This is a genomic window from Vreelandella hamiltonii (assembly GCF_014651775.1).
Lineage (GTDB): Bacteria > Pseudomonadota > Gammaproteobacteria > Pseudomonadales > Halomonadaceae > Vreelandella > Vreelandella hamiltonii.
In genome coordinates this window covers 1-26,369 of the sequence record NZ_BMXN01000023.1, presented here as the reverse complement: position 1 = coordinate 26,369, position 26,369 = coordinate 1, and the positions used below count along the sequence as shown (strand labels likewise).

23 protein-coding genes are annotated in these 26,369 nt (G+C 60.2%); 10 read left to right on the top strand and 13 right to left on the bottom strand.

The features are described from left to right. Positions 1-3: 3 nt before the first annotated feature. Positions 4-660, top strand: coding sequence for a MiaE family protein (locus tag IE091_RS15265; protein WP_026001703.1), 657 nt, complete (start codon positions 4-6; stop codon positions 658-660). A 30-nt stretch (positions 661-690) separates the two neighbouring features. Then, positions 691-4,596, top strand: a complete 3,906-nt coding sequence (locus IE091_RS15260; protein WP_189464038.1) for an ATP-binding protein — start codon at positions 691-693, stop codon at positions 4,594-4,596. On the opposite strand, the gene IE091_RS15255 is transcribed toward IE091_RS15260, so the two are convergent. Genes IE091_RS15255 through queC form a run of 4 tightly spaced genes read right to left on the bottom strand, consistent with a single transcriptional unit; the run spans position 4,593 to position 7,088 of the window. After that, a complete protein-coding gene (locus IE091_RS15255; RefSeq protein ID WP_052196469.1) occupies positions 4,593-4,877 on the bottom strand; it encodes a YkgJ family cysteine cluster protein in 285 nt (94 codons plus the stop codon). The two genes, IE091_RS15260 and IE091_RS15255, sit on opposite strands and share 4 nt — an antisense overlap. Further along, the gene (locus IE091_RS15250; RefSeq protein ID WP_039182156.1) at positions 4,874-5,707 is read right to left on the bottom strand and encodes a 6-carboxytetrahydropterin synthase; all 834 of its coding nucleotides are present in this window, start codon (positions 5,705-5,707) and stop codon (positions 4,874-4,876) included. The genes IE091_RS15255 and IE091_RS15250 overlap by 4 nt, the downstream gene beginning before the upstream one ends. Further along, positions 5,707-6,381 (bottom strand): 7-carboxy-7-deazaguanine synthase, encoded by a 675-nt coding sequence (gene queE / locus IE091_RS15245; protein ID WP_039182154.1) that lies wholly within the window; start codon positions 6,379-6,381, stop codon positions 5,707-5,709. Before queE ends, IE091_RS15250 begins: the two co-directional genes overlap by 1 nt. Continuing rightward, positions 6,381-7,088, bottom strand: a complete 708-nt coding sequence (gene queC / locus IE091_RS15240; protein WP_039182152.1) for a 7-cyano-7-deazaguanine synthase QueC — start codon at positions 7,086-7,088, stop codon at positions 6,381-6,383. The genes queE and queC overlap by 1 nt, the downstream gene beginning before the upstream one ends. A 193-nt stretch (positions 7,089-7,281) precedes the next feature. Between queC and IE091_RS15235 the strand changes: the two genes are divergently transcribed. Together IE091_RS15235 and IE091_RS15230 are read left to right on the top strand one after the other, a co-directional pair. Then, entirely contained in the window at positions 7,282-7,698 is a 417-nt protein-coding gene (locus IE091_RS15235) for an SRPBCC family protein (RefSeq protein WP_039182150.1), read from the top strand. Then, the gene (locus IE091_RS15230) at positions 7,691-8,359 is read left to right on the top strand and encodes a VTT domain-containing protein (RefSeq protein WP_096922902.1); all 669 of its coding nucleotides are present in this window, start codon (positions 7,691-7,693) and stop codon (positions 8,357-8,359) included. Before IE091_RS15235 ends, IE091_RS15230 begins: the two co-directional genes overlap by 8 nt. A gap of 9 nt (positions 8,360-8,368) precedes the next feature. Here the strand turns inward: IE091_RS15230 and IE091_RS15225 are convergent, their stop codons facing one another. The 8 genes from IE091_RS15225 to IE091_RS15190 all read right to left on the bottom strand — a co-directional run bounded on the left by IE091_RS15225 (position 8,369) and on the right by IE091_RS15190 (position 16,707). Further along, entirely contained in the window at positions 8,369-8,608 is a 240-nt protein-coding gene (locus tag IE091_RS15225) for a DUF2789 domain-containing protein (protein ID WP_039182146.1), read from the bottom strand. Between the two features lie 86 nt (positions 8,609-8,694). Next, complete coding sequence (locus tag IE091_RS15220; RefSeq protein ID WP_189464037.1) at positions 8,695-9,765, bottom strand: asparaginase; 1,071 nt, start codon at positions 9,763-9,765, stop codon at positions 8,695-8,697. Positions 9,766-9,794: 29 nt separating this feature from the next. Then, positions 9,795-10,997: an MFS transporter gene (locus tag IE091_RS15215; RefSeq protein WP_096922904.1), complete on the bottom strand. Its 1,203-nt coding sequence runs from the start codon at positions 10,995-10,997 to the stop codon at positions 9,795-9,797. Between the two features lie 9 nt (positions 10,998-11,006). After that, a complete protein-coding gene (locus IE091_RS15210; protein ID WP_039182141.1) occupies positions 11,007-11,510 on the bottom strand; it encodes a hypothetical protein in 504 nt (167 codons plus the stop codon). A gap of 75 nt (positions 11,511-11,585) precedes the next feature. Beyond that, positions 11,586-12,842, bottom strand: coding sequence for a DEAD/DEAH box helicase (locus tag IE091_RS15205; protein ID WP_189464036.1), 1,257 nt, complete (start codon positions 12,840-12,842; stop codon positions 11,586-11,588). A gap of 247 nt (positions 12,843-13,089) precedes the next feature. Beyond that, on the bottom strand, positions 13,090-13,686 hold the full coding sequence (locus IE091_RS15200; protein WP_096922905.1) for a PqiC family protein: 597 nt from the start codon (positions 13,684-13,686) through the stop codon (positions 13,090-13,092). 11 nt (positions 13,687-13,697) lie between these two features. Beyond that, on the bottom strand, positions 13,698-15,371 hold the full coding sequence (gene pqiB / locus IE091_RS15195) for an intermembrane transport protein PqiB (protein WP_096922906.1): 1,674 nt from the start codon (positions 15,369-15,371) through the stop codon (positions 13,698-13,700). Then, complete coding sequence (locus IE091_RS15190) at positions 15,364-16,707, bottom strand: paraquat-inducible protein A (protein WP_189464035.1); 1,344 nt, start codon at positions 16,705-16,707, stop codon at positions 15,364-15,366. Before IE091_RS15190 ends, pqiB begins: the two co-directional genes overlap by 8 nt. Positions 16,708-16,892: 185 nt before the next feature. On the opposite strand from IE091_RS15190, the gene IE091_RS15185 reads away from it, so the two are divergent. The 6 genes from IE091_RS15185 to IE091_RS15160 all read left to right on the top strand — a co-directional run bounded on the left by IE091_RS15185 (position 16,893) and on the right by IE091_RS15160 (position 24,916). Continuing rightward, positions 16,893-17,867 carry a calcium/sodium antiporter gene (locus tag IE091_RS15185; RefSeq protein ID WP_189464034.1) on the top strand — a complete coding sequence of 325 codons (975 nt, stop codon included), beginning with the start codon at positions 16,893-16,895 and terminating at the stop codon, positions 17,865-17,867. A 221-nt stretch (positions 17,868-18,088) separates the two neighbouring features. Beyond that, positions 18,089-19,504, top strand: a complete 1,416-nt coding sequence (locus tag IE091_RS15180) for a cytochrome ubiquinol oxidase subunit I (RefSeq protein WP_189464033.1) — start codon at positions 18,089-18,091, stop codon at positions 19,502-19,504. A 3-nt stretch (positions 19,505-19,507) separates the two neighbouring features. Further along, a complete protein-coding gene (gene cydB / locus IE091_RS15175; protein WP_039182126.1) occupies positions 19,508-20,509 on the top strand; it encodes a cytochrome d ubiquinol oxidase subunit II in 1,002 nt (333 codons plus the stop codon). A gap of 3 nt (positions 20,510-20,512) precedes the next feature. After that, positions 20,513-22,189, top strand: a complete 1,677-nt coding sequence (cydD, locus tag IE091_RS15170; protein ID WP_189464032.1) for a thiol reductant ABC exporter subunit CydD — start codon at positions 20,513-20,515, stop codon at positions 22,187-22,189. After that, complete coding sequence (gene cydC / locus IE091_RS15165; protein WP_144983341.1) at positions 22,186-23,892, top strand: thiol reductant ABC exporter subunit CydC; 1,707 nt, start codon at positions 22,186-22,188, stop codon at positions 23,890-23,892. The genes cydD and cydC overlap by 4 nt, the downstream gene beginning before the upstream one ends. Positions 23,893-23,923: 31 nt before the next feature. Further along, positions 23,924-24,916: an adenosine deaminase gene (locus IE091_RS15160; RefSeq protein WP_039182118.1), complete on the top strand. Its 993-nt coding sequence runs from the start codon at positions 23,924-23,926 to the stop codon at positions 24,914-24,916. A gap of 40 nt (positions 24,917-24,956) precedes the next feature. Here IE091_RS15160 and IE091_RS15155 read toward each other — a convergent pair whose 3' ends face one another. Beyond that, entirely contained in the window at positions 24,957-25,940 is a 984-nt protein-coding gene (locus IE091_RS15155; RefSeq protein WP_144983344.1) for a cytochrome-c peroxidase, read from the bottom strand. Positions 25,941-26,369: the final 429 nt, after the last annotated feature.

The following is a 26,369-nucleotide window of genomic DNA, read 5'->3' as shown; positions in this document are numbered from 1 at the left end:
GTTATGTCGATACAATTAATGGCGTTGCAAACAGCGGAACATGCGCTGCAAGCGGATGATCTGTTGCCAGAAAGTTTGCATGACTTTTTAGCTTGCCCGACCCCCGATGCCTGGTTGCAATGGGCATTGGCCAACCCGGAAACACTGCTGATCGATCACGCACAGTGTGAAAAAAAAGCGGCTTCCACGGCCATGAGCCTACTGTATCGCTACGTGGATCAGCCGCTGCTGTTGAGCAAGATGTCGCAATTGGCCCGCGAGGAGCTGCTTCATTTCGAGCAGGTAGTGGGCTTGATGGAACGCCGTGGCGTTCCTTATCGCCATCTGACGGCGTCACGTTACGCCGAAGGCCTTAGAAAGCATTTACGCAGTCAGGATCCTGAGCGCTTGATCGACTTGTTGATCATCGGCGCTCTGATCGAGGCGCGCAGCTGTGAGCGCTTTGCGCGACTCATTCCTTACCTGGACGAAGAGCTGGCCAAGTTCTATCGCACCCTGGTCAAGTCCGAAGGGCGTCATTTCGAAGACTATCTCTTGCTGGCTCGCCAGCAGACCGATGCGCCTATCGACGAACGCATCGCCTTCTTCGTTGCTCGTGAGGCGGAGCTGATCATGTCTCCAGATACGGCTTTTCGTTTTCATAGTGGCGTGCCTGCGTGATGCGCCGCTAGCCAAGGCAGGATGTGTAACATGCGTGATGCTCAACAGACAGATCAGTTGACCCTGTTTGGTCACTTCTCCTTGACTCAAGGGGAGGACGTGCTCACTCATTTCAGCTACGACAAAGTCAAGGCGCTGCTGGTGTACCTGCTACTTCATCGCCAGCCCGTCAATCGTGCCGCCCTGGCGGAGCTGCTGTGGCCAGACCAAGGCCTCTCCTCGGGCAGAACCAACCTGCGCCATGCGCTGCACTGCCTGCGCCAATCCATGGGCGAGCATGCCGATCACGTACTGAATGTGTCGCGGCAGACCATTGCCTTTCATCTGCCGTCCCACTGGCAGGTGGATTTGCATGAGCTGCAGCAACTGCTGGAAGGGCCCAAGGATCTGGAGACGCTGGAAGCGCTGATGGAGTGCTACCAGGGGGATCTGATCGAGGAACTGCAGCTCAGCAACTGCAGCGAGTTCCAGCGCTGGCTGGTGCAAGTGCGCAATGAGTGGCGCCAACGAGTCATCCGTTTTGCCGAACAGGTGCTGGAAGCACACGCCGAAGTGCCGGATGCCATGCTGGAAGGACTGGTCAGCCGCTTTTCAGGCTACGGCCCGTTCCACGAGCGCTGGGTGCGGCAGCTAGCCGAGCAGAACCAGATGGCTGCGGCTCACGAGCAGTACAACAGCTACCTTCAACTGCTGGCGCTCTCCGGACAACAGCCTGAGCCCAGTTTCGTGCAATTGGCCAGTTTCTGGTCGGATGGTCACCACGACCCCCGCGCGATGTCGCCACAAGGGGCCTTTTCGCGCGCGTTGGCTGCGGACAGCAAGCCGCTGCGCGAAGATGAGATCGAGCTGCGTCAGCTTTCGGTGATGGCCATCCGCTTGCGCTTGAAGGGTGACTGGCCGGATCGCGCGGCTACACGCAACTGCTTGGCCCTGCAGCTGGAACTGTTGAGATGGTTGGAGCAGCAGTGCCACCATCTGGGCGGTTTCTGGCTGCCGGGGGCAACGGGGGGCTTGGGTCTGGCCTGCTTCGGTACCCATGGCCCCGCCCATCAACTGGCGGAGCTGGTGGCGCTTTATGAACACTGCCGTCAGGCGCTACCCCAGGAGAGCCGTCGCCACTGGGCCGGGGACGCCGAACCGCCGGTGTTCGAACTGGCGGCCGGACTGCACAGCGGGCGCGTGGTCTACTTGCCCGAGCGCCAGCTGGCCGACCCGCTGGGCCAGGTGACGCAAGAGTCTTTGGAGCTGATGAGTGCCGCCGAGGGAAGCGAGCTGGTCATCTCTCAGGAGGCCAGCCAGCACATGCCCCCCGCGCTGGATCTGCAGCCCAGGCTGGTATCGCGCTTGGTGGCCAGCGATGGCCGAGTGCGTTTGCGTGCGCTGGTGCTGGGTCAGAACGAAGGCGGGCGTGACGCTTTGCCGCCGAGCCTGGTGGGAAGGGAAACCTCGCTACGCACCTTGCGCGATGCGCTGGCACGTGCTGGCATCGGTTTGCGGCAAAGCGTGCTGGTGCGTGGTGCCTCGGGCATGGGCAAGTCGGCGCTGATGGTGGGATTCCGGCAGCTGGAGTTGAGTCGCGATGCGGCAATCTGCTGGCTTCCGACCACTCGGCTTTCGGTACTGGACCCTTACGGGGTGGCGCGTTCACTGCTGGCTTGGCACCTTGAGCACCCACCAACGCTCGAGTCGGTGCATGCACTGCAGGCAACGTTGGGGCTCGATACTGCTGACGGTGCGCGTCAACAGCTGCTCGAAGAAGCTCTGGGGGTTCGTGAAGTTCAGGAAATCACCCAGCTGACTCAAAATGGCGAAGCCGTGGAGCTGGTGGTGAAGCTCTTGCACCGGCTGATCGACCATCGTGCCGCGACACAAACGCTGGTGCTGATGATCGATGACCTTCAGTGGCTCGATGAGCCGTCTTTCAAGGTGTTGGCAGGGCTGCAGGCCCGCCTGCCGATCAATACGGCCTTCATGATGGTGGCCAGCCACCACGGCCGCGAACCGCTACCGGTCAAGCTGCACTGGGACCAGCAGATCACCCTGGGCAGGCTGGATGCATTGCAGTCCTCACGGCTGCTGTCGCAGCTTTCTCGTCGCTACCGTATTCATCTGAGCCCACGGCTGCGCAACCAGATCATTGAGCGCTGTGATGGCGTACCGCTTTACATGCAGGAAATTTGTCGGCGCCTCGACATGGATCGTCGCGAAGGTCGCAGCGTGCACCTGGACGAGCTGCCCAAGGGGCTGCTGGGGCTCCTGGCCAGCCGAATCGATCAGTTGGAAGGTGATCGTGTCATTGCCCATATCGCAGCGGTCTTGGGCAAACGTTTCCGATTGGATTTTCTGACGGAATGCAGCGGTTGGGAAAAGCCGCGATTGTGCCAGGCGCTGGAGCACATGCGCGCGTTGGAGATCATCGAACCCATCGACAAGGAGGGCGGTGATCACGAGTACCAGTTCAGCCACCAGCTGCTTCAGGAGGCTGCCTATCTTTCCTGTCCTCGTGATGTCAGGGTCAAGCTGCATCAGCAGGTCGTGACCTTGATCGAAGAGCGTTTTCCGGTATGGATCAGTCGCCATCCGGGAGACTTTGCCACGCATCTGCGGCGCAGCGGCCACTATGCACGTGGGGCCCGCTACTTCGAGCTCTCGGCGCGCGAAGCGCTCAAAGTGAGCGCCAACCGCACGGCGCTGCGCATGGCCGATTTCGGCCTGGCCAGCCTGCGCCACGTAGCCCATGAGGTGGAGCGTGAAGTCAGCCTGCTGACGGTGCGTGGCCAGGCAGCGTTCGCCCTGGAAGGGCACGGTTCGCCTACGGCCCATGAAAGCTTTGTGAGAGCCCGGGAGCTGCTGCGTCAAAGCGGCGGCGACACCCCTGAAGACCCGGAAGACCTCGAGCAGATTTTCCTGGTCAAGTGGGGGCTATGGGTGGGGCGTAGCCAGCGCTATGCCCATGCCGACGCCTTTGCGTTGGCATCGACCCTGGCGGATATTGCCGCTCGGCTGGAAGACCCGCGCTACCGTCGACTGGCAGATTACGCACGAGCGCACTGTGAATACTGGGCGGGGCGCATTCAGCAGGCCCACGACCATCTGGACGAAATCGATCCGCTGAATGCCCCGATGATGATCGAGTGGCTGCCGTTCTCGGACCATCCCCAGGTAACGGCGGCCTGTTTTCAGGGCTGGGCGCTCTGCTTGCGAGGTGATTACCATCGCGCTGAGCGGCATGTCTCGGCGGCCATTCGGCTAGCGGAGCAGATCGGCCATCCCGGCACCCTGGCCATGGCGCTGATGTTTGCAGCAGCGCTGTATCGTCAGTTGGGCCATGTGCATTTGGCGGCCCGGCATGCCGAGCGAGCAGCGGCCATGACAGGAACGCCAGACCTTCAGCTGTGGCAGATTTCCGCTCAGGGAGTGTTGGGTTGGCAGCGTGCGTTGGCGGGGGATCAGGGGGGCTTGGTGCAAATGCGCGACAGCCTGGATCAGATGGCCGAATTGAACGGCCGAGACCGCTTCCAGCGGCCCGTGTTGTGGTACTCCGATGCCTGTATCGAGCTGGGTGAGCTGCACGCAGCCGAAGAGTATCTCGACCAGTGCCTGGTGATTGCCCGTGAGCGCACGACGCTTTTCCTGCCCGAACTGGCCACCCAGCTGGCCCGCGTGCGTGACCTGCTGGGTCACCCTGCCCACGAGGTCAAGGCGTTGGCGGAAATGGCCATTCAGCAATCCCGCGAGCATGGCAACCGCCATCAGGAGTTGGCGGCGCTGGAGCTATGGCTTACGCGTATAGAGCCCAATGACCAGAAAGCGAAAGAGGTGTTTCGTCGACTGTTGGGCGAGGTAAGCCATAGCGATGCGCCGGTGCTGGTGCGCTGGATCAGCCTGCTGGACCGTCGCTTGCCGCACCCGGTGAGCCTGGGAGGCGAGGTCTAACCGGCTGTGGCGGTTTCCCACCAGTAGAGTGTGGCGAGGGCCTCTTCTCGGTCCTCGCCACATACCTCCTTGTCGAAGTCGAACTGGCTGCATACGGCAGGGCGACGGGCATCTCCAAAGAGCATGCAGAGATGTTGCTCATTCAACTGAACACAGCGAACGCCTGAGGGCTTGCCGTCTGGCATGCCGGGAATGGGCGAGCTGATGGACGGCGCTATGCAGCAGGCGCCACAGCCCATGCGACAACTGCCCTTTCGGTCACTGGTGATCAGAGTCGTCATGGCGCTGCCTGTGCCGTAGCCCCCTTGTTGATACCTTCGAAGGCTTCCACGTAGGTTTCCTGCTGAGTTTGCTGGGCGATACTGTCGGCCAGCCAACGGGCGATATTTTCCACGGTCGTGGGCGCTGGCAATACGCTGCAGCGGTGAGCGGGCAGGGTGATCGAGAACTCACCCTGTTCGGCTGTGTAGCGACAGGTCAGTGTGGTGGCTGTCTGTTCCGCCACATCGGCCTGTTCCAGCAGGTAGCGGTTATCCAGCCATTCACTCCATTGTGCCTCAAGGGCAGGTTGGCGCTGTTGCTGTTGATAGACATGCAGCCGGGAGCGGTGGCCATGGGCGATACGCTGGCAGTTGCCCAGGTGACGTTTCAGGCCGTGACTGTAACCATAGGATGCGCCTTCGATACGCTCTTCCTGCAGGTTCAGGGTGACACGGGTGACGTTGCGAGGCCGAGCGCGTGTCAGCTCTTCGCTCAGGAGCTGAGTCACCCTGGCCAGCGAGATGTGTTCCCAGGGGAGCAGTGTGAACGCCTGGGCAGGACCGCGAACTTCCATCGGATAGGGCGTGGCTGTGCGAACGCACAGGCCTTCTGGGCACTCGCTGATGTCTATGCCGGGCGCTTTGGTGGGCACCAGCAGCGTATGATCCAGCCCGTTGTCCAGCGTGCGCTTGATCCAGGGTTTCACTTCACCAAAATCGAACAGCATGCCGTCTTCACCCAGTTCGCCATCCAGATGGGCGTCGACCTGCCAACTGCAGCCGGTCAAGCCGCGCTCAGGGCACCAAAGGGAGACATCGATATGGGTCAGGTGGTGAACGAATAAAGCCATCAATCGAATCCTGCGATCTTGTGGGTTTGCAGCGACAAGCGCCACTGGGGGTGGGTCATGCAATAGGCCGTCGTGGCGGCCACCGTGGCGGCATTGCGCTCAGCGACAGTGGTATGGATCGTGTCGGCATGCTGGGCGACGTGATCCATGGGCTGCAGGTAAAAGTGTCGAAAGTGCAGCGCGGCAAACTGCTCGGGCGGGGCGTCGTGCTGTGGGTACACCAGCTTCAGCTCATCCCCTTGGTGAATGGCCAGCGGGTTGCTGCCCTTGGGGCTGACGCATAGCCAGTCGATTCCGGCGGGCGCGGGCAGCGTGCCGTTGGTTTCCACGGCGACCTCGAACCCTTCGCTGTGCAGCATGGCGATGAGCGGGGTATCGAGCTGCAGTAACGGCTCTCCTCCGGTAAACACCACATAGGGCACCGCGCTGCCTGCGTTGGCTGGCCACAGCTGTTTGATATGCCGTGCCAACTGCTGCGGGCTTTCGAAGCGACCGCCATTGGCGCCATCGGTGCCGATGAAATCGGTATCGCAGAAAGTGCACTTGGCCGTGGCTCGGTCGGCGTCACGCCCCGACCAGAGATTGCAGCCCGCAAAGCGACAGAAAACGCTGGCGCGCCCCGCCTGGGCACCTTCGCCCTGCAGCGTGTAAAACGCTTCTTTGACGTGGTACATCAGCAGTCTCGCTCGGCAAGGGGAGCATACGCGAGGGGGTCGGTGGCCTGATTGGCGGCAAAGGCCGCCAGCCGTTCACGGCAGCTGCCACACTGCCCGCAGGCGAGCTGCTGGCCTTCGTAGCAGGTCCAGGTATGGCGGTAATCCAGGCCCATGGCGAGCCCATCACGCAGGATGTCGGCTTTGCTGGAAGCCAGATAAGGGGCATGGACGGTGACGGGTTCGAAATTGGCAATCTGCGCCACATCGTTCATGGCTTCGACGAAGGCCGGGCGGCAGTCGGGGTAAAGCACGTGATCGCCGCCGTGCGCGCCATAATCCACGCGGCTGGCACCGATATTGACTGCCTTGGCAATGGCCAACGACAGCAGAATCATGTTGCGATTGGGCACCACGGTGCTGTGGAGCGAGTCGGCATCGTACTCCCCTTGAGGCATGGTCAACGCAGCGTTGGTCAATGCCGAGTTGTCGATCAGCCCGTGGATGGCGCGAATATCGACGACCTGATGAGGGATGGCCAAGGACTCACATACCTGACGTGCAACGTCCAGTTCACGACGGTGGCGCTGACCGTAATCGAAGGATAGCGCATGGACAGCGAGGCCCTCGCGTAGCGCACGGTGAAGGACGGTATAGGAGTCCATGCCGCCGGAGTAGATGACGACGGTGGATGGCGCCTGGGCGCCGGATGATGCAGTGGATGACATGCTGGGTACTCATGGTCGGAGAATTTATGTCGTGCCTGCCCAAGCAGCAGGGCGGTGTTCCGGGGTCCGGTCCGGAAGGCGGGCAGTTTACGCAATGCCGCTCTTGCTGACCAGTGTTCTGGGTGGTGGCATCCGGTGTGCCAATGGAATTGGCGTGATAAGCTACTCATCTACAGCCGCTAGAGATGGACGCATGGCCACCATAGAACATAGTGAAATCGTTAGAGCCTCCCCGGAGCGCGTATTTGACTTGTTACGCCGAGTGGAAGATTTTGCGGATTATTCGGACCTGATACGCTCGATCGATCGTCTTGGCGAAAACCGCTACCGCTGGCACGTGCGGGCAGTGGGCATGGATTGGGCGTTTGACGTGGAGGTAACCGATATCGATCCTCCAACGGTGCTGGCCTGGGAGTCCCTGGAAGGTGTCAAAAACCAGGGGCGCTATCAGCTGCGTGCCGTACCCGAAGGGACGGAGGTGTCGCTGACGCTGAGCTATGACATCCGCAATCGTCTGATGGAAAAAGCGGTGAACAAGGCGGCCAAACCGCTGGTCGGAAAGGTCAGTCGACAAATTCTCGAGCGGGTTGAAGCACGCCTCAATGCGTAAATTATCTCTCTATTCCTGGCGTTGGGCGGCCGCGTTTGCGGTGGCTGCCATGCTGGCCTACATATGGCTTTGGTACTCTCCGGACCTGATGGCGGTGAAACGCTGGGCCGCGACCATGTCTCATCATCCCGTGGTCGTGGTGACGGTCATGCTGACCATGGCGGTCACCCTGGCGATTGGCTTGCCTGGCAGTATTGGACTGTGGTTGATTGCCCCCTTTTATCCCCCCTTGGTCGCTACGGTGATGTTGACCATCAGCAGTGTCGCGGGTGCCTGGGGAGCCTATCTGCTTGCTGCACGGGTCGGCGAGCGTTGGCAGCCCAAGGGGCTGACCCTCAAGGTCATGGACACGCTGAAAGCGCGTAGCGATCTGCTGACGCAATGTGCCATGCGTGTGTTGCCGGGCTTTCCACATTCAGTGATCAATTTTGCGGCAGGCTTGGGGCATATTGCCCTGGGGCGTTATCTGCTGGCTGCAGCCTTGGGGCTGGCCGTGAAGTGGGCTGTCTACAGCAGTGCCATTTACGGTGCGCTGGAAGCCATCGAAGAAGAAGACCCGCTGCAGATGGACGTACTGCTGCCGCTTCTGGCGTTGACGGCTTTGTTGCTGGCGGGGGCCTGGTACCGGCGCCGCCTGGAAGCGGCGCGGGAGCAGGCGTGATGCGAAGGCCTATTCGGCTTTGTGCATCGAGGCATCCAGATGATCGACGACCTCGGCCCAGTCGGCATCTTCTTCCACTGCTTCGCGTAGAAAATCCGCTTGGCCCTCGTTCCAGCAGGGGGCGTCGGCCAAGGGCATCTCTTTGGGCAGCGGGGAGTTCCGTTCGATAAAGCGTTCGATGGAGGCTGAATCCGAGCGCAGCCCCAGTTGCTCAAACAGTTCGCTAAAATGATGTACCGGTTGATCCATACGTTTCCACCTGTTTTCAGAAGGTTATGTTGCACTCCATGTGTTCTGTTTAACCATAGCCGTTCTGTGCCGGGATGCCAGTCTGGCTATCGCTCGCCCACTAAGGGAGTGACAAAGCGCGTTGCCCGGTCTTCGTGAGCAAGCGGCTGCGCCAGCAAATGTACCAGCTTGGTGTAAGCCGCCTCGGGCGTCATGGAGCCCCCGGAAAGCACGCCAGCATCCGTCAGGCCATGGCCCGCCGAATACGCGCCCAGGTGAAGGGTTCCCTGTGGGCACTGGCTGACCGCCGCGATCAGTTTTCCTTCCCCGCTGGCACGCGCCAGTACCGCTAACAGGTCCGGGTCGTCAGGCAGGTTGCCTGCTCCCCAGAGTTGCAACAGTGCTCCCTTGACGCTGTCGTGAGCCAACCAGCTGGAGAGCTGCCAGGCGGCCATGCCTGGCCACAGCGCAATGCGCACTACTTGCCCCTGGGCAAGGCACCTGTAGTCTGGGAGTTCGAAACGGGGGGCGCCGCGCTGATGCATTGCCAGCCCTCGGCTGGGATACAGCACGCAGTCATCGTCTACCCGTTCACCCAGCAGGGGGTAGTTGGGGGAGGCAAACGCGGTCATCGCTTCACAGTGCTGCTTTACCGTTCTGACACCCCGCATCAGGCGTCCGGCAAAGTAGATCGCTACTTCCTGCAGGGCGCTCATGGCCGCGAATTGCAGGGCGCCGCATACGTTGTCCAGAGCATCGCTATTGGCTGCCTCCAGCGGTTGCATGGCCCCCGTCAATACGACCGCCTTGTCCAGCCCCTGAAGCTGATAGGCCAGGCTCGAGGCGCTCCAACTGAGCGTGTCGGTGCCGTGCAGGATGACAAAGCCTCGGTAGGTTGCAAAGCGTTCGGCGATGTCGGCGGCCAGCGTTTGCCACGTCATGGGTGTGGCGGCGCTGGAGTCGATCAAGCGGTCATGGCTGATGATGTCGTAGGCAGGCAATGTCTGCTGGCGAGCGATAGGCAGCTGTTGAAGGGCGTTTTGCAACCTCTCGGCAAAGTTGCCCGCGGGCACCAGACCCTCGGAAGTGGGCTGCATGCCGATCGTACCGCCGGTGTAGATGACCAGTACCCGCTCATGTGGGTAGGGGGTGTCTGTCAAACGAGGAGCGTTACTCATGGCCATGTCCTGGTAAAGGCAAAAAAGAGTTATTGAAGGTAGACGCGCAGCTGACCGCCTTGATCATCCAGCTGCCGATTGCGACCTGCCAGACAGGCAAAGCCGCAACAGACCAGAATCAAGCCGATCAGCAGCCAGGCAATGTGCGCGGTCGAGGCGCCCATCTGCAGCATCACACCCACGCCAAAAGGGCCCAGTGCGGCCAGTGTGTAACCGCCTCCCTGAACCAGTCCGGAAAGCTGTCCAGCCAAGGGTGCGTTGGCGGTGCGGAGTACGAGCAGTGCCAGGGCCAGGCTGAAACTGCCACCCTGACCAAGGCCCAGCAGGACGGCGCCCGGCCAGCGCCAAGCCATCGGGGCAATCAACAGCAGCGCCAAGCCGATGGCCGTGGCGGCCAGTACCATGAGAAGGGCAGGACGTTGGTCCTTGTGCCAGCGGGCAACCCATGGGGCCGCCAGCGCCGAGGCCAGTTGGCTCATGATGGAGACGGCCATGGTCCAGCCAGCGTCTGCTTCGCTATAGCCACGGTCGATGAGCAGGGTGGGCAGCCAACCAAACACGATGTAAGCCATGGAAGACTGAATGCCCATGAAGAGCATCACATGCCACGTCAAGGGTTGGCGTAGCAAGGCGGCAAGCGGCACTCGGAAGGTGGGCTGAAGCGATGGCGCTGCGACGGGGCGTGGCGCAAAGCCCGACCATAGCAGCCAGGCTGCCAAGGCCAGTAGTGACCAGCTCATCAGGCTGAGTTGCCAACTGCCCAGCCAAGTCAGTAGCGGGACGCTCAGTCCTGCTCCCAAGGCGCCACCAAAGCAGAGCGCCATGGTGTACAGTCCTGTCAGCAGGTCGGCGCTGTGCGGCAGTTCGCGTTTGACCAGGGCGGGAAGCAGTGTGCCCGCTATCCCGATAGCACCGCCTGCCATGGCCGACCCCAGGTACAGCAACCCTGGCCAGGGAGCGCCCCGTACCAGCAGGCCGGTCGCCAACAGCAGCAGTGCGGCACTCAACGCCCGCTCACTGCCCAGGCGTTTACTGAGCCAGGGTGCCAGCGGTGCGGCAAGACCCAGGCACAGCACGGGCAGCGTGGTCAAAATACCGGCAGCGGTAGGCGACAGCCCCGCGCTTTCCTGCAGCCTGTGCAGCAGGGGGGCCACCGAAGACATGGCCGGGCGTAGATTGAGCCCAACCACGAACATCAAGAGGATGAAGCTGACGGAGCGGCGTGTCACCATGACGAGCGCTTATTTCATGTAAGGACGCAGGTCACCGCGTACGGCATCCAGCAGGGTGATGAAGTGGTAGTCCTGGGGCGTATCGATGGCATCCACACGTACCTGGGTGCGCATGCCTTTGTTGATGTCCAGCTTGTCGTAGATTTCCAGGGTCAGCTTGCGTGCCGGTTTGTCGCCTAATGCAATGGCGCCATCCGCCAAATTGAAGGTTTCCAGCAGTGTCGCTCTGATGCGAGTGCTGTTGCCTTCACTCAGCACGCGACGCACGAACAGCCAGCCTTCACAAGGCAGGGAGGCGTTGTCATCGCATTCACGCAGAAACAGTGTTCGATAGCAGGCGCCTTCGTTCGAGGCTTTTTCAGCCATGCTGCGATAGGCCTGAATGACCTGTGCCGAGGAAGCGCGAGCATCTTCCAGACGCTGTGAGATACCCTGATGCTCGCGGCTCAGCTGCTCCTGACGCTGAAAAGTCAGCCACTGGCGATAATCTGCCATCAGTTGTGAAGACGCCATAGTCACTCCATGAATTGGTTCAGCGAAACGCCGGAATATGCGAGGCGATACCTTCGCACATTCCGGTCGTTGGGGCTAGCGGCGAGCGCGACGGCGGCGCTCGCCGCCGTTGTTGGCTTGCGGGCTCTCGGACGCGCGACGGGCGCGAGGTTGACGCTGGCTGCGGCGGCCATTTTCGATGGGTTCGGGCTTGGCATTGGGGTCAGGCTCGAAGCCGGGCTCGACGTGCTTGGGCAGCGTTTGATTGATCAGCCGCTCGATGTTCTTGAGCAGGCCATGCTCATCGACGCATACCAGTGATACCGCTTCACCGTTGCTGCCCGCGCGGCCTGTGCGCCCGATGCGGTGCACGTAATCTTCGGCGACGTTGGGCAGGTCAAAGTTGACCACGTGGGGAAGTTCGCTGATATCCAGGCCACGTGCGGCAATGTCGGTGGCGACCAGTACCTGCAGGTCACCACTCTTGAAGGCCCCGAGCGCTCGAGTACGCGCGCCCTGGCTCTTGTTGCCATGGATCGCCATGGCCGGAATGTCCTGCTTGGTCAGCTGCTCTGCCAGGCGATTGGCGCCGTGCTTGGTACGCGTGAAGACCAGTACTTGAAACCAGCCATGACGCTGAATCAAATGGGCCAGCAGGTCGCGTTTCTTGTCGCGGTCCACGCGGTAGATGGCCTGCTCGATTTTTTCGGCAGTGGTGTTGCGCGGGGCCACTTCGATCATCGCCGGGTTGTTCAGCAATTGCTGGGCCAGGGCCTGAATCTCGTTGGAGAAGGTGGCCGAGAACAGCAGGTTCTGGCGCTGTTTGGGCACCAGGCGCAGCAGGCGCTTGATGTCGTGGATGAAACCCATGTCGAGCATGCGGTCGGCTTCATCGAGCACCAGTATTTCCACGCCAGACAGATCCACGTGCCCCTGCTGGTGAAGGTCCAGCAGGCGGCCCGGGGTAGCCACCAGTACGTCCAGACCGGCTTTCAGGGCGTCTACCTGGGGCTGTTGGCCGACGCCGCCGAAAATGATGTGCGAGCGCAGTGACAAGTGCTGCCCGTAAGCGGTGACGCTTTCACCGACCTGGGCGGCCAGCTCCCGAGTAGGGGTTAGAACCAGTGCACGGACCTGGCGTTTGCCGGGGCGTTTGCCTTGCATCAGGCGTTGCAGCATGGGCAGCGTGAAGCCTGCGGTTTTGCCGGTGCCCGTCTGGGCGCTGGCCAGCAGGTCTCGGCCTTCTAGTACGACGGGAATGGCCTGGCGTTGAATCGGGGTGGGCTGATGATAGCCCTGTGCGCCAACGGCGCTGAGTAGATCAGGGTGCAGACCAAGGTCAGAAAAGCTCATGCATTCTCCGCAGTCGCCAACCCCTCACTCTCTAAGTGAGGGGTTGGCGTCATGTTCAAGATACGAGGATGTAATTGCGCCATGAAGGCGCATCTAAGAATCAGATCGGGCAGCCACGATGGGCGTTCTAAAGCCACGCAGCCATTGCCCGCAGGGCTGCGTGGAAGTGATGGGGTGCGCTTGCGAAAGGCGCTGGCGCCGAGTGTAACACGAAAGTCTCACTCAGCGCTGTCGATGCGGACGTGAATTAGCCGCCAGTGAAATAGCCATTGCGCCGAATCTGCTCGGCGATTTCCACGCTCAGCAGGTTCCAGCTTTCACCCAGCGCGCGTACCAGGGCAGGGTAGCCATCTTCTTCCAGGGGCGTTTGCGTAGTGAAGCTTTGCAGTGTGACCAGGCTATTGTCTGCGCGGCGCAGCTGCCACTGCCCGCTGGCTACCGCCATGCCATCGTGGCGCCCCTGGAACTGATCCACCTCTACTGAAAGCGTCAAGGCGTCTGGCAGCGCGCCCTCTGAACGCACCACCTGCAGCTGGGGGAGCTGCAGGGCCAACTGCGCCCGCAGGCTACGTTCCAGCTGACGGCCAATGCCCTCGGCCCACTGGTGTTCACGAGCCTGGTTCAACGTGATGTCGTCCAGCTGCATGACGATGCCATCCACGTCCAGATAGTGCGCCAAGCGTGGAGCGCGGATGGCCAGCGTGCCCGTGGGTTGGCTAGGGGCGCTGCTGGCCGCGGGGCTGGGCAGCATGTAGCGAGCTGGGGGAGTGACGCTGCTTGCGCACGCGGTCAGGGCCATGCAGGCAGCGGCAATGATCAGCAGTCGTGTAAAAGGTTGAATCATGATCTCTCCTGTCAGCGCGGGGCGCGGGGCGTCGGGTCCTGGGTGTCGAGGTTATCGAACAGCAGGGCGCGAGGATTTTCATTCAGCGTACGCGTAAGCGGCTGCAGGTCTCGCATCAGGCGGTCCAGCCGCTCGATGGCCGTGGTCAGCTCCTGATAGGCGGGCGACGACGGCGATACCCCCTGCAGTGTGCTGCGCAGCTCTTCCAGCGTGCTGTTCAAATTGCCGCCAATCGCGCGAGTATCCGGGTCGCTCAACAGTTCGTTGATCGAACGGCTGACGTCACGCACTTCGTTGAGCACATGCTCTGAGGCTTGCAAATTGCGGTCCAGACCTGCCAGTAGTGGTTCGACCTCGAGTGCGTTGAGCTTTTCCAGCAGATCGGTAATCTGCCCCTGAATCTGGGCAAAGCCACCGGCGACGGTGGGGAATACCGTCCGTTCCGAGAAAGTTTCCGCTATGTATTCATCGGCCAGGTCGCGCTGGAAGTTCAGATCGACGAACAGCGCCCCGGTGAGCAGACTGCCGTTTTTCAGCGATGCGCGCAGTCCCAGGCCAAACATCCTGGTGAAGCGATTGTCCCAATCTTCCAGATCGATATCGGCATTCTCGATGCCCAGCCGTTGTGGCTCGATGCGAATCAGTACCGGTATCGCGAACCGCGCTCTGGAATCTGGCTGAGGCGCGGTAAAATTCCAGGGTACCGCTGCCACGGTACCGATGCGCACGCCGCGAAACTCCACTGGCGCTCCGCGGGAAAGACCACGCACCGTGTCGTCGACCAGCAGCACGTATTCCAGGTAGCGGTTGAAGGTACCTTCGCGGGCGTCGTCTTCATCGGCGTAAAGATTGAAGCGCGCGTTATGCTCAACGGGTCGTCCCATGGGCAGATCTTCGGGCACGCCAAAGGTCACACCGCCGCCCAGCAATGCTTCGAGCGATTCGACATTGACCCGAAAGCCATTGGCATCCAGGCGAAAATCGACGCCGCTGGCCGTCCAGAATCGGGTGCTGTCGGTCACCAATTGGGAATAAGGTTCTTCGATGAAAACCTGGTGATACATGGTGCGCGAATCCGCATCGAAGCGGGTGTCTTCGACGCGACCAACGGTATAGCCCTGATAGGAAACCGGATCGCCGACGCGCAGGGAGTTGCCCAGTTGGCTGACCAGGCTGATTTGAAGCCCGGCCTGTCCTGCCGTGGCCACCGGCGGCACGTCGCTGACGGAGAACTCCCTTCTCGGTTCGTCCGATTGGCCGGGCTCCAATTGAAGATAGGCTCCGGATAGCACGGTGCCCAGGCCGCTGATGCCTTCGCGGCCAATACGCGGCTTGACGACCCAGAATCGGCTGTCCTCTCTGAGCATGGCTTCGGCTTCGGGCTGGATTCGGGCGGTCATCACGGCTTGTGAGAGGTCGTCCGACAGGCGCACACTTTGTACGCGACCAATCTCGACGTTGCGGCTGCGTATCAAGGTGCTGCCTGCCTCGATGCCTTCGGCGTTGCTCATGGTCAACGTGATCAAGGTGCCACGGCTGGTGTAGTTGTCATACACCAGCCACAGGCCAATGATGACGGCCACGAGCGGTACGATCCAGATGGGCGACAGGCGTGTCTGCCGAGAGGCTTTGGCTCGGTGGAGTTCGTTGTCAGTATCGGTGTTGGGGGTTACATCATTAGCCATCAATAGCGTCCTTGGTGGCCGTCGTGCGGCGGGCAGGGCGTGGAGTCGGGGAGTCCCAGATCAAGCGAGAGTCGAACGTCATGGCGGCCAGCATGGTCAGCACGACCACGGCGCCAAAAGCGAGTGCTGCGGGGCCGGGAGTGATCGACATCAGCGAACCGGCACGGATCAGGGCAACGAGAATCGCTACCACGAATACATCCACCATGGACCAGCGGCCAATGAACTCGGTGATGCGGTAAAGCCGCGTGCGGCTGTTGGCGTTGAGCTCGTCGCTGCGATTGATCATCAGGCATAACCATACCAGCGCGACCAATTTGCCGACAGGCACGATGACACTGGCAATGAAAATCACCGCAGCCACGGGCCATGACCCCATTTGCAGAAGCTGCACGACACCGCCAATGATGGTCGAGGGTGCCGTATGGCCAAGGCTGGTAGTGGTCATGATGGGGTAGACATTGGCAGGAATATACATGATCGCCGCAGCAAAGAGCAGCGCCCAGGTGCGCTGCAAGCTGTACGGAAGCCGTGTGTGCAATTTTTCGTGGCAGCGAACGCACCGTCCATGGCCCTTGTCCAGGCGGTTGACCAGCCCGCAGGTGGGGCAGCCCGTCACGTTCTGGCTCGCCGCCGTGGCACCCGTCAGGGTGCCTTCCGGGGCCAATGGCTCGCCCTCCAATGAAAACCACATCCAGTCCGCGTCGATGGACTGTGTGGTCATCAGTAGCAGGATCGCGAACACACAGAAGGCCCAAAAGGAGATGCCCAGCTCGATCTGTGCCATGCCGGCCACTTTGATCAGGCTGACCAGCGCGCCGATGATGAATACATCGGCCATCATCCAGGGGGTCAGGTGGGCCAGTGAGCGAGCGATATCACGACTCAATGGCAGCGGGCGGGCGCGCAGTAGCCCGAACTGCAGCCAGATGACCCCCGTCAGGTAGACCGCAGGCAGTACCACGATGGTCATGATCACTGCGATGGCCACGACAGGCTGATGAAAATTGATCAGCGCCGTGGCCGTCTGGGTCAGCTCGATGCGGTTGCCGATACCGCCTACGCTGAAGCTGACGAAAGGAAACGAAACGGCCAGGATGAGTGCCACCAGTGAGGCAATGGCCAGTGCCATGCTACGTTGCGCGGGGTAGCGGTGGCGCTTGACCAGCACATGGGAGCATCGTGGGCAGGAGGCCTTCTCACCCGAGCCCAAAGGGGGCAGGGCCGAGACCCAGTCGCACTCATGGCAGGCGCGCAGCCGCCTGCGCTGGACGCGTGCCTCGGGGGGCGTGCAGTCCACGGCGGGGGTATGCATGGAAAGGGTGGGTCGTTTCATGAAAGAGACATCAGGTAATAGCAAACTCTCGATAGTTGGCGCATTTTAAATCAATATAGAGCCGAGACGTGAGTGTCAAATCAGGGACACCTCGCTTCTCTTGAACTCGGTGCTTGACCCCGCCTCCCGGTTCGACAAGGATGCAGCCGCGATAGTGCCTAATACGATGACATTAAGGAACCGAAATGTTGCTTGCCTTTGTAGCAGTGGTGGTAGGGCTCCTCCTGCTGATCTGGAGTGCTGAAAAATTTATCGATGGCGCTGCTGCTACCTCGCGGTGGTTGGGGTTGTCGCCACTGCTGATCGGTATGCTGGTGATCGGATTCGGAACGTCGGCCCCTGAAATGATGGTCTCCGTGCTGGCGGCCATGCAGGGTAATCCCGGGCTGGCGGTTGGCAATGCTTACGGATCCAATATTGCCAACATAGGGCTGGTGCTGGGTTTTGTGGCACTTATAGCGCCGCTGGCGGTGCACTCCAGCGTTATTCGCAAGGAGATGCCGCTATTGGTGGCGGTCATGCTGCTGACCGGTTACATGCTGATGGATGGCTGGATTTCCCGCGGTGAGGCAGTGTTGCTGCTGGCCGCGCTGGGGATCTTCATTACGGTCAGTATCATCCAGTCACGGCGTCATCAGGCGGATGCACTGACCGATGAAGTGACGGAGAGTCTGGACAGCAAGCCGCTGTCACGTGGTATGGCAGTAATGTGGACGCTGGTGGGGTTAGTGCTGTTGGTGGCCAGCTCGCGTCTGTTGGTGTGGGGCGCGGTAGAAATTGCCGTAGGCTTTGGTGTCAGCGATCTCATCATCGGTTTGACGGTGGTGGCCGTCGGTACGTCGCTACCCGAGCTTGCCTCGTCCATCAGTGCCTTGAGGCGCAAAGAGCACGATATGGTGCTGGGCAACGTGGTGGGCTCCAATCTGTTCAATAGTTTGGCCGTGGTAGGGTTGGCGGGGGTCATCACGCCTATCGAAGCGGGTCGTGAGGTGCTGGTGCGTGACTGGAGCGTGATGACCTTCATGACGCTGATGATGGTGCTGTTTGCATTCTCCTGGCGTGGCCGTCCGCGGCGGATCAATCGTCTGGAGGGTGGCGTGCTGTTTTCCCTGTTTGTCGCCTACACCGGCTACATGGTCAGTCTGGTGGTGATGACATGACTTTTTTTAATTGAAAAAGAGCAGTTTGCCTGAATGACATGCGTCAATGCGACACAGCTTTTTGGGCAAACTTGCGCTGTATAACGGGTGTCGAAGCGTTAAAATGCAACACAGCTAAAGAATAAGCTTAGTGCTTATAACTAAAATGCGGTGCCATTAAGGCTCAACTAAGCTTGTGTAACCCATTGATGGGATATTGATCCAGGTCTTAGGAGCGTGTGATGGAACTCGACCCCCTTGTACTATCGCGAATGCAGTTCGCCTTCGTTGTATCGTTTCATGCGATCTTTCCGGTCTTCACCATCGGACTGGCGTCTTACATAGCGCTGCTTCATGGGCTGTTCTTCAAGACCAACAACCCCGCTTGGGACCGCCTGGCACTGTTCTGGACCAAGGTGTTTGCCGTGGTCTTCGGAATGGGCGTAGTCTCCGGGATCGTCATGTCTTTCCAGTTTGGCACCAACTGGAGCAACTTCTCCCAGGCAGCGTCCAACTTCCTCGGGCCGGTGCTCAGCTACGAGGTCGTTACCGCTTTCTTCCTTGAAGCGGCATTCCTCGGTGTCCTGCTCTTTGGCCGAGGCAAGGTGCCACAAGGGGTGCACCTGTTTGCTGCCATCATGGTGGCGATCGGTACGTTCATTTCGTCGTTCTGGATTCTTTCTGCCAACAGCTGGATGCATACACCGGCAGGGGTAGAACTCATCGACTATCGGTTCCACGTGGTTTCCTGGACCGAAGCGATATTCAATCCCTCCTTTCCTTATCGCTTCGCGCACATGGCCATGGCATCCTTCTTGACCGGTGGCTTCGTGGTGGCCGGTGTGAGTGCCTGGTTCCTGCTTCGTGGTCGCGACCCGGAAGCCAACCGTCGAGCGCTTTCCATGTGCCTTTGGTTGCTGCTGTTTCTGGCGCCAGCCCAGGCGGTCGTGGGGGACTTCCATGGTTTGAATACTCTGGAGCACCAGCCGGCCAAAGTGGCGGCCATGGAAGGGCATTGGGAAACCTCTGGCAACGTTCCGTTGCTGCTGTTCGCCATCCCGGACCAGGAAGCGCAAACCAATCGCTTTGAAATCGGCATTCCCAATCTTGCCAGCCTCATCCTGACCCACTCTACGGATGGGGTTATTCAGGGGCTGAATGAATTTGCTCCTGAAGAGCAGCCACCGGTCTGGATCGTCTTCTGGGCGTTCCGCGTGATGGTGGGGATCGGTCTGTTGATGATTGCCACCGCCCTGACAGGACTGTTGCTGCGTCGCAAAGGCAAATTCCATCAGCACACCGGGTTCCTCAAGACGCTGGTGTACATGATCCCCATGCCGTTCGTCGCCGTGCTGGCTGGTTGGATCGTGACCGAGTCAGGACGTGCCCCATGGCTGGTATACGGCATGATGACCCATGCGGAAGGCGTTACGCCTTCGCTGACCGGCCCTATGGCGCTGTTTACGCTGGTGGGCTACGTGCTGGTGTACGCGGTGGTGTTCTGTGCCGGTATCTACTATCTGACCCGCGTGGTGCGTAACGGCATGCTGCCCAAGGAAGAGCGTGAAACGGCAGGCGACAATTTCAGACGCCCCATGCGTCCACTGTCGGCCACGGAAACTCCCTTTGATGACGATGTCGACCCGGTGAGGAACTGAGACATGGAAATGTTTGATCTGACGATAATCTGGGCAGGCATCATCGGGTTCGGGTTGATGATGTACGTGCTGATGGACGGTTTCGATCTGGGGCTTGGGATTCTGTATCCCTTCGCCCCGGACGAAGACGCCCGGGATGTGATGATGAACTCCGTGGCGCCGGTCTGGGACGGCAACGAGACGTGGCTGGTGTTGGCGGGTGCCGGTTTGCTCGGGGCTTTCCCGCTGGTCTATTCGGTCTTCCTGCCCGCACTCTATATTGGCGTGTTCTTGATGCTGGCGGGGCTTATTTTTCGGGGGGTGGCCTTCGAGTTCCGCTTCAAGTCCCGGCGCAATCGTCGCTGGTGGAACCGCGCCTTCTGCTGGGGCTCCGGCGTGGCCGCTTTCGCTCAAGGGGCGGTGGTCGGTGCTTACATTCAAGGATTTCATGTCGAAAACTTTGCCTTTGCAGGTGGCGCTTTCGATTGGCTGACGCCATTCTCGGTACTGACCGGCTTCGGCCTGATGGCAGGTTATGCGTTGCTGGGAGCCACTTGGCTGATCTTGAAATCCGAGGGCCATATTCAGGAGTGGGCGTACAAGATCACGCCGCTGCTGTTGGCGCTGGTACTGGGCGTCTTCGGTATCATCAGCATCTGGACACCGTTCGTGAATCCGGTGGTCTGGGAGCGCTGGTTCGGTCATTTGCAGCTGATCTGGGTGTTCCCGGCATTGGCGTTGCTGTCGGCCTTCATGGTGTATCGCTCCGTGAAACGTCGTGACGAGGGCATTCCCTTCGTGGCCACCATCGGCATCTACGTGTTCACTTACCTGGGGCTGATCGTCAGCAAGTGGCCCATCATCGTGCCACCGAACTACACGCTGTGGGATGCCGCCTCCGCCCCTGAATCTCAGCTGTTCCTGCTGATCGGTGTGCTGTTCGTCATTCCGATCATCCTGACCTACACCGCCTGGACCTACTGGGTCTTCCGCGGCAAGGTGCGCGTCGGCGAAGGGTACCACTGATTCATGGCTTCTCCTGCGGCCCAGTCGAATTCGTTGACGCCGCGCCGTTGGCTGAGCACGCTGGCTCGTCGTGAGCGTGCTCGGCTAGCGCTGGCAGCGTGCTTCGGCGTGCTGTCCGGCGCTCAGACGATCCTGCTGGTGGTCGGGTTGGCGTGGTCGATCGAGCAACTGGTCGTTCATGGCCGCTCACCTGTCACGCTGGTACCCGTGCTGCTCGGCCTGGTGGTGGCCGTGGCGTTGCGCTCACTGTTTCTTGCCCTGCAAGAGTCGTTCAGTGCAACCGCCAGCTTGCGCATCCGCCAGTATGCTCGGGAGCTGGTCTTGAACAAGGTCGCCGCGCTAGGCCCGGTCTGGATGACGCGGCAGCAGAGCGGGGCCCTGGCGACCCAGTCGGTCGAGCACATCGAAGCCTTCGATGGCTATTTCGCGCGCTTCCTCCCGCAAATGCGCATCGTGCTTTTGCTGCCACTGCTGATTGCCGTCGTGGTGGGCTGGCTCGACTATCTGGTGGCCATCTTCTTGCTGCTCTCTGCGCCATTGATTCCGCTGTTCATGGCCTTGGTAGGCATGGGGGCAGAGCGTCTCAACAAGGAACAGTTTGCTTCCGTTGCCAGGCTCTCGGCGCATTTCGTCGACCGCGTGCGCGGCATGACGACGCTGCAGCTATTTGGTCATACGCGTGCTGCCCAGCAGGACGTCTGGTATGCCACCGACCAGTATCGCCGCCTGAGCATGCGCACTCTCAGGCTGGCATTTCTCTCGTCAGCGGTATTGGAATTTTTTGCCTCGGTGGCCATCGCCGTCGTCGCCATGTACGTGGGGTTTGGTCTGTTGGGCTATATCGATTACGGTCCTTCCCCCTCGCTGACCCTGTTCAGTGGTCTGGCGGTGTTGCTACTGGCTCCGGAGTTCTTCCAGCCCTTGCGCACCCTCTCGCAGCATTATCATGACCGTGCTGCGGCGCTGGGGGCGGCAGAGAGTATCGTGACCATCCTCAATGAGCCTGACGTGGTGCCGACCCGGTTTGACGCCCCCGTCGAACCAGATGCATCGATTGAATTGGTGGATGTCGAGGTGGGCTATGGTCGGCACTCGACGGTCTTGACGGGCGTCTCGGCCACGATACGTCAGGCAGATGTGGTGGTCATTACCGGAGAGTCAGGCAGTGGCAAATCTTCCTTGCTGGCGCTGATGGCCGGTTTTATGGCGCCTCTGCGTGGTGCTTGCAGAGTCCGCCAGGGCGAACAAGTGGCGTGGCTGGATCAATCACCCTGCATCATTCAAGGCTCGTTGGCCGATAACCTGCGCCTGGCGGCGCCTGAGGCGACACCGGCTGCCATGCAGGAGGCTCTGGAAAGCGCAGGCCTGGGTGAGCTGTTGGCTGCCTTGCCCCATGGCCTGGAGACGGTGGTAGGGGAGCGCGGGGTCGGCTTGTCGGGAGGTCAGGCGCAGCGCTTGACCCTGGCTCGAGTATTTCTCAGCCAGGCACCGCTGGTGTTATTGGATGAGCCCACGGCCAGCCTTGATTCGGCGACGGAAAAGAGCGTGATCGACGCACTGCTGGCCTGGTCGGCGGAAGGGCGAACGTTAGTCATCGCAACACATCACCCTGCGGTGATGGCCGTTGCCACTCGCCACTGGGTGTGTCGAGACGGCCAGCTTCACGAGGTGGCGCCATGAAATTTCTGCACAATGACCTGAGCCCATGGCTGGCACTCATGTTAAGGCGCAGGCAGCGCTTCCTCGTGGGTGCGCTGCTGGTATGGGTAACGTTGCTGGCTGGCCTTGCGCTGCTGGGTTTGTCCGGCTGGTTCATTGCGGCGTGTGCCCTGGCGGGCATTGCGCTGGCGGCTGGGTTGCCGTCATCACTGGATATTTATGTGCCCGGCGGCGGCATTCGTTTTTTTGCCTTGCTGCGCACCGTCGCTCGATACACCGAGCGGCTATACAACCACAATACCGTGCTGACGCTGCTGGCGGATTTACGCTATCGCGTCTTCGGTGACTTGACGCGCCTGGATGACGCATCGCTGCGGCGTCGGCGAGTCGGTGAGTGGTTGAGTCGCCTGACGGCGGATATCGATGCCCTGGATAGCCTGTATCTGCGCCTACTGGTGCCGCCAGTAGTGGCCTTGTTGAGTGTCTGGATCGTCGCAGGTTTCATCGCTATCTGGTTACCGCTGGTGGGAGCCGTCGTGGCCTGTGTATTGACGCTGCTGTGGCTGGTCATCACCCTGGGCTTTGCCAGGCTGGGTTTCACCAACAGCCATCGGCAAGTGGATGATCAGGAGGAGCTTCGGCGGCTGGTGTTGGATCAGGTACAGGCGTCCGCTGAGCTGATGAGCTACCGAACCAGTGACTGGTACCGCAGGAAAATACGAGCGCACGAACAGCAAGCGCTGGATAACCAGCGTCAGTTGGCCGCGAAGGCCGCGCTGGGAAATGCGCTACTGATGGCGGTAACGGGGCTGTTGATCATCGGTGTGCTCTGGCTGGGTAGTCTGGCACTGGCCGAGCAGCGCGTGGTGGGCCCCATCATGGTCATGGCCGTGATTGCCGTGTTTGGTATCAACGAAGTGTTGGCCAGCCTGCCTGCTGCTTTTGTGCGGTTTGGCGCCAGCCACGGGGCGGCCCAGCGGCTGAATGCTCTGCAGGCGACACAAGGGCAAACGCGTGTGGGCTCGCTTCCGGATGACGATGGTGGCCATGCCCTGCAACTGCGTGAGGTCATGTTCCGTTATCCGGATGCGGCGGGCTGGGCGATATGCCAGGTTTCCCTGACCCTGCCCGCCGGTCAACGCGGTGCCATCATGGGTATTTCGGGTTCGGGCAAATCGACGCTGGCCAATTTGATCATGGGCCGCATCTCTCCCACTGAAGGGGACGTGTGGGTGGCGGAGCATGCACCCTCTGTCATTACCCTCGAAAGTAGCGCAGCACATATGGGGTACCTCCCCCAGCAAATAGACCTGTTCGATGGCTCGCTGGCCGATAACCTGCGGATCGCCAAGCCTGACGCGACAGACGAAGAGCTTTGGCAGGTGCTTGCCCAGGTCGCTCTCTCGGACTGGGCGAAACGCCAGCCTCGTCAGTTGGCGACTCAGGTGGGAGAAAGAGGGCAGCAGCTTTCAGGCGGGCAGGCGCGCAGAGTGGCGTTGGCGAGGCTGTTCTTACGCTCGCCCTCGGTGGTATTGCTGGATGAGCCCTTCGCGGGAGTGGATGCGGCAACCGCCCGGCACGTGGCGGCCTCGCTGGACGCCTGGTTGGTAGGCCGTACGGCGATTTTCTTTGTTCATCAAGTGGATGATGCGGCCCTGGTGCCGGGTTTGGCTCATCAATGGTGGCTTGATGGTGGTAAGTTAATTCACGATACTTCACTTTGATATTCACCGAATCGGCAAGTAGGCGGCGACCATGAACGACTTTTTACGACACCTTCCCAAGGCTGAGCTTCACTTGCATATCGAAGGTTCTCTCGAGCCGGAATTGATGTTCCAACTGGCGGAGCGTAACGGCATCGAACTCCCCTATGCCACGGTCGAAGAGGCCAAGGCAGCTTACGATTTCAAAGACCTGCAAGGGTTTCTGAATCTTTATTACCAGGGCATGAACGTCTTGCGCAGCGAACAGGACTTCTATGACCTGGCTATGGATTATTTCAAGCGTGCCCGCTCGGAAGGCGTTCTGCATATCGATATGCACTTCGATCCCCAGGCTCACCTGCAGCGTGGAGTGCCTCTGGAGGTGGTCATGGCGGGACTGCTCAGGGCCAAGCAGGAGGCCGAGAGTCAGCTGGATCTTTCAGTAGGCATGATCATGGCCTTCCTGAGAGATCGGCCAGCCGACGAGGCACTTCACGTTCTCGAGCAGGCGGCACCCTACTGGAAAATGCTGGATGCCATTGGCTTGGACAGCGCCGAGCGTGACAACCCGCCCGAGAAGTTTCAGGCCCTGTTTGCGCGCGCCAAAGAGCTTGGGCTGGTGCGTGTGGCCCATGCGGGCGAAGAGGGGCCTGCCGCTTACATTACGCAAGCCCTGGACCTGTTGGACGTTCAGCGCATCGACCACGGCGTGCGCTGTCTCGAAAGCGAAGACGTCGTGCAGCGCCTCAAGGAGTCTCAAACGGTACTGACCGTGTGCCCGCTCTCCAATGTCAGCTTGAAAGTGGTCGATCAATTGGATCAGCATCCGCTACCGGCGTTGTTGGAAGCGGGGCTGAAGGTCACTATAAGCTCTGACGATCCTGCTTATTTTGGTGGTGGGCTGCTCGAAAATCATATCGCCTGTGCCGATGCCTTTGGCTGGGGAGAAGATACCTTCAAATGGCTGAACCGCAATGCCATGGAAGAAGCCTTCGTCAGCGACGCGCGACGCGCCGAACTGCTGAAGCGCCTGGAGGCAGCCTGACATAGCCTGCCGCCGCCCCTATGGGCGGCGGCATAGTGCATCAGGGTAGAGCGGGCACCTCGAAATCGGGCATTTCACCTGTCAGGGAGTGCAGAAACGCCGTGATGTTATCGATGGTGGGTTCGTCAAACTCACGTCCCAGCATTTCCTGGCCCATGATGGCCACAGCTTCTTCAAGCGTTTCGGTGGCACCATTGTTCATGTACGGGTAAGTGACGCCGACATTGCGCAAGGTGGGGGTGCGGAAGCGGTACTGGTCTCTTTCCTCGCCAGTCACCACGTAGCGACCCAAATCTTTCGACCCCGGCACCTGAATGGCGTGGAACTGGCTATCGGTAAAGTTGGCGCCGCGATGGCAGGCGATACAGCCATTATCCACGAAAGCCACCATACCCTCTTTTGCCTGATCGCTGATGGCGTCCATATCACCCCGCAAATAACGATCGAAAGGTGCGTTGGGCGTGTTGAGCGTTCTCTGGAAGGCGGCCAGTGCCTTGGCCAGGTTCTCGGCATTGATGGGGTCATCCTGGTCGGGGTACGCTTCCGTGAAGCGTTCCTGGTAGAGCTCGAACTCTGTCAACCTGTCCAGGGCGTGTTCCAACTGCATGGCCATCTCGACATCGGCTTCGATGGGCCCCAGTGCTTGACCCTCCAAATCCGGCTCTCGTCCATCCCAGAATTGCGATCCCAGGAAACCACTGTTGAGTACGGTGGGTGTGTTGCGTTCGCCAACCTGACCGTTATGGCCCACGGCTCTAGGAATGCGATCTGACCAGCCGAGCGCTGGGTTATGGCAAGTGGCACAGCTGATGACACCGCTGGCGGAGATCCTGGGCTCGAAAAACAGCATGTTGCCCAGCATCACCTTTTCATCGGTCTGTGAATTGTGGGCAGGCAAAGGTGGTAAGTGGGGCAGCGGTTCGAACCTGTCGCGGTAGCTACCGAGTTCGTCGTCTGCCCACAGTGAAGTCGTGCCTAATAGCGCGACACTCGCAAGTCCGATGGCAATACGTGATGTTGTCATGGTTTCCCCCTCCTGTTTGACCGGTCTGGTGTGCACCGTTCTTTTCAGCGGTGCTTCAACAAGTCTAAAAAAGCGGGGAAGGGCAGGGCTTGCCTCAGGTCAACTTTCCGGCCATTGGTGACCCGCAGGTGCTTGAACGGTGAATGAGAAAAAAACTTGACGATCAAAAAGAATTGGGTAGAATACGCCCCACATCGAACGGCAACGCCGACAGATGGCTCTTTAACAATTTGATCAGGTAATTCATGTGGGCGCTTGCCGATGAGGGTGAATCATCACCGAATATCAAGGCAAGCGAACACCAAGATACTCTTCGGAGTATCACAGTGAATTCGTTTGAACCTTGAGCCAAGTTTGATCCGCTTTTGTTGCCTTCGGGCAGCGAGTAAGGATCGCATTGATCTTAAACTGAAGAGTTTGATCATGGCT

Coding starts and splice junctions, on each gene's coding strand:
- IE091_RS15265 (WP_026001703.1), top strand. CDS start 4: ATGTCGATACAATTAATGGCGTTGCAAACAGCGGAACATGCGCTGCAA.
- IE091_RS15260 (WP_189464038.1), top strand. CDS start 691: ATGCGTGATGCTCAACAGACAGATCAGTTGACCCTGTTTGGTCACTTC.
- IE091_RS15255 (WP_052196469.1), bottom strand. CDS start 4,877: ATGACGACTCTGATCACCAGTGACCGAAAGGGCAGTTGTCGCATGGGC.
- IE091_RS15250 (WP_039182156.1), bottom strand. CDS start 5,707: ATGGCTTTATTCGTTCACCACCTGACCCATATCGATGTCTCCCTTTGG.
- queE (WP_039182154.1), bottom strand. CDS start 6,381: ATGTACCACGTCAAAGAAGCGTTTTACACGCTGCAGGGCGAAGGTGCC.
- queC (WP_039182152.1), bottom strand. CDS start 7,088: ATGTCATCCACTGCATCATCCGGCGCCCAGGCGCCATCCACCGTCGTC.
- IE091_RS15235 (WP_039182150.1), top strand. CDS start 7,282: ATGGCCACCATAGAACATAGTGAAATCGTTAGAGCCTCCCCGGAGCGC.
- IE091_RS15230 (WP_096922902.1), top strand. CDS start 7,691: ATGCGTAAATTATCTCTCTATTCCTGGCGTTGGGCGGCCGCGTTTGCG.
- IE091_RS15225 (WP_039182146.1), bottom strand. CDS start 8,608: ATGGATCAACCGGTACATCATTTTAGCGAACTGTTTGAGCAACTGGGG.
- IE091_RS15220 (WP_189464037.1), bottom strand. CDS start 9,765: ATGAGTAACGCTCCTCGTTTGACAGACACCCCCTACCCACATGAGCGG.
- IE091_RS15215 (WP_096922904.1), bottom strand. CDS start 10,997: ATGGTGACACGCCGCTCCGTCAGCTTCATCCTCTTGATGTTCGTGGTT.
- IE091_RS15210 (WP_039182141.1), bottom strand. CDS start 11,510: ATGGCGTCTTCACAACTGATGGCAGATTATCGCCAGTGGCTGACTTTT.
- IE091_RS15205 (WP_189464036.1), bottom strand. CDS start 12,842: ATGAGCTTTTCTGACCTTGGTCTGCACCCTGATCTACTCAGCGCCGTT.
- IE091_RS15200 (WP_096922905.1), bottom strand. CDS start 13,686: ATGATTCAACCTTTTACACGACTGCTGATCATTGCCGCTGCCTGCATG.
- pqiB (WP_096922906.1), bottom strand. CDS start 15,371: ATGGCTAATGATGTAACCCCCAACACCGATACTGACAACGAACTCCAC.
- IE091_RS15190 (WP_189464035.1), bottom strand. CDS start 16,707: ATGAAACGACCCACCCTTTCCATGCATACCCCCGCCGTGGACTGCACG.
- IE091_RS15185 (WP_189464034.1), top strand. CDS start 16,893: ATGTTGCTTGCCTTTGTAGCAGTGGTGGTAGGGCTCCTCCTGCTGATC.
- IE091_RS15180 (WP_189464033.1), top strand. CDS start 18,089: ATGGAACTCGACCCCCTTGTACTATCGCGAATGCAGTTCGCCTTCGTT.
- cydB (WP_039182126.1), top strand. CDS start 19,508: ATGGAAATGTTTGATCTGACGATAATCTGGGCAGGCATCATCGGGTTC.
- cydD (WP_189464032.1), top strand. CDS start 20,513: ATGGCTTCTCCTGCGGCCCAGTCGAATTCGTTGACGCCGCGCCGTTGG.
- cydC (WP_144983341.1), top strand. CDS start 22,186: ATGAAATTTCTGCACAATGACCTGAGCCCATGGCTGGCACTCATGTTA.
- IE091_RS15160 (WP_039182118.1), top strand. CDS start 23,924: ATGAACGACTTTTTACGACACCTTCCCAAGGCTGAGCTTCACTTGCAT.
- IE091_RS15155 (WP_144983344.1), bottom strand. CDS start 25,940: ATGACAACATCACGTATTGCCATCGGACTTGCGAGTGTCGCGCTATTA.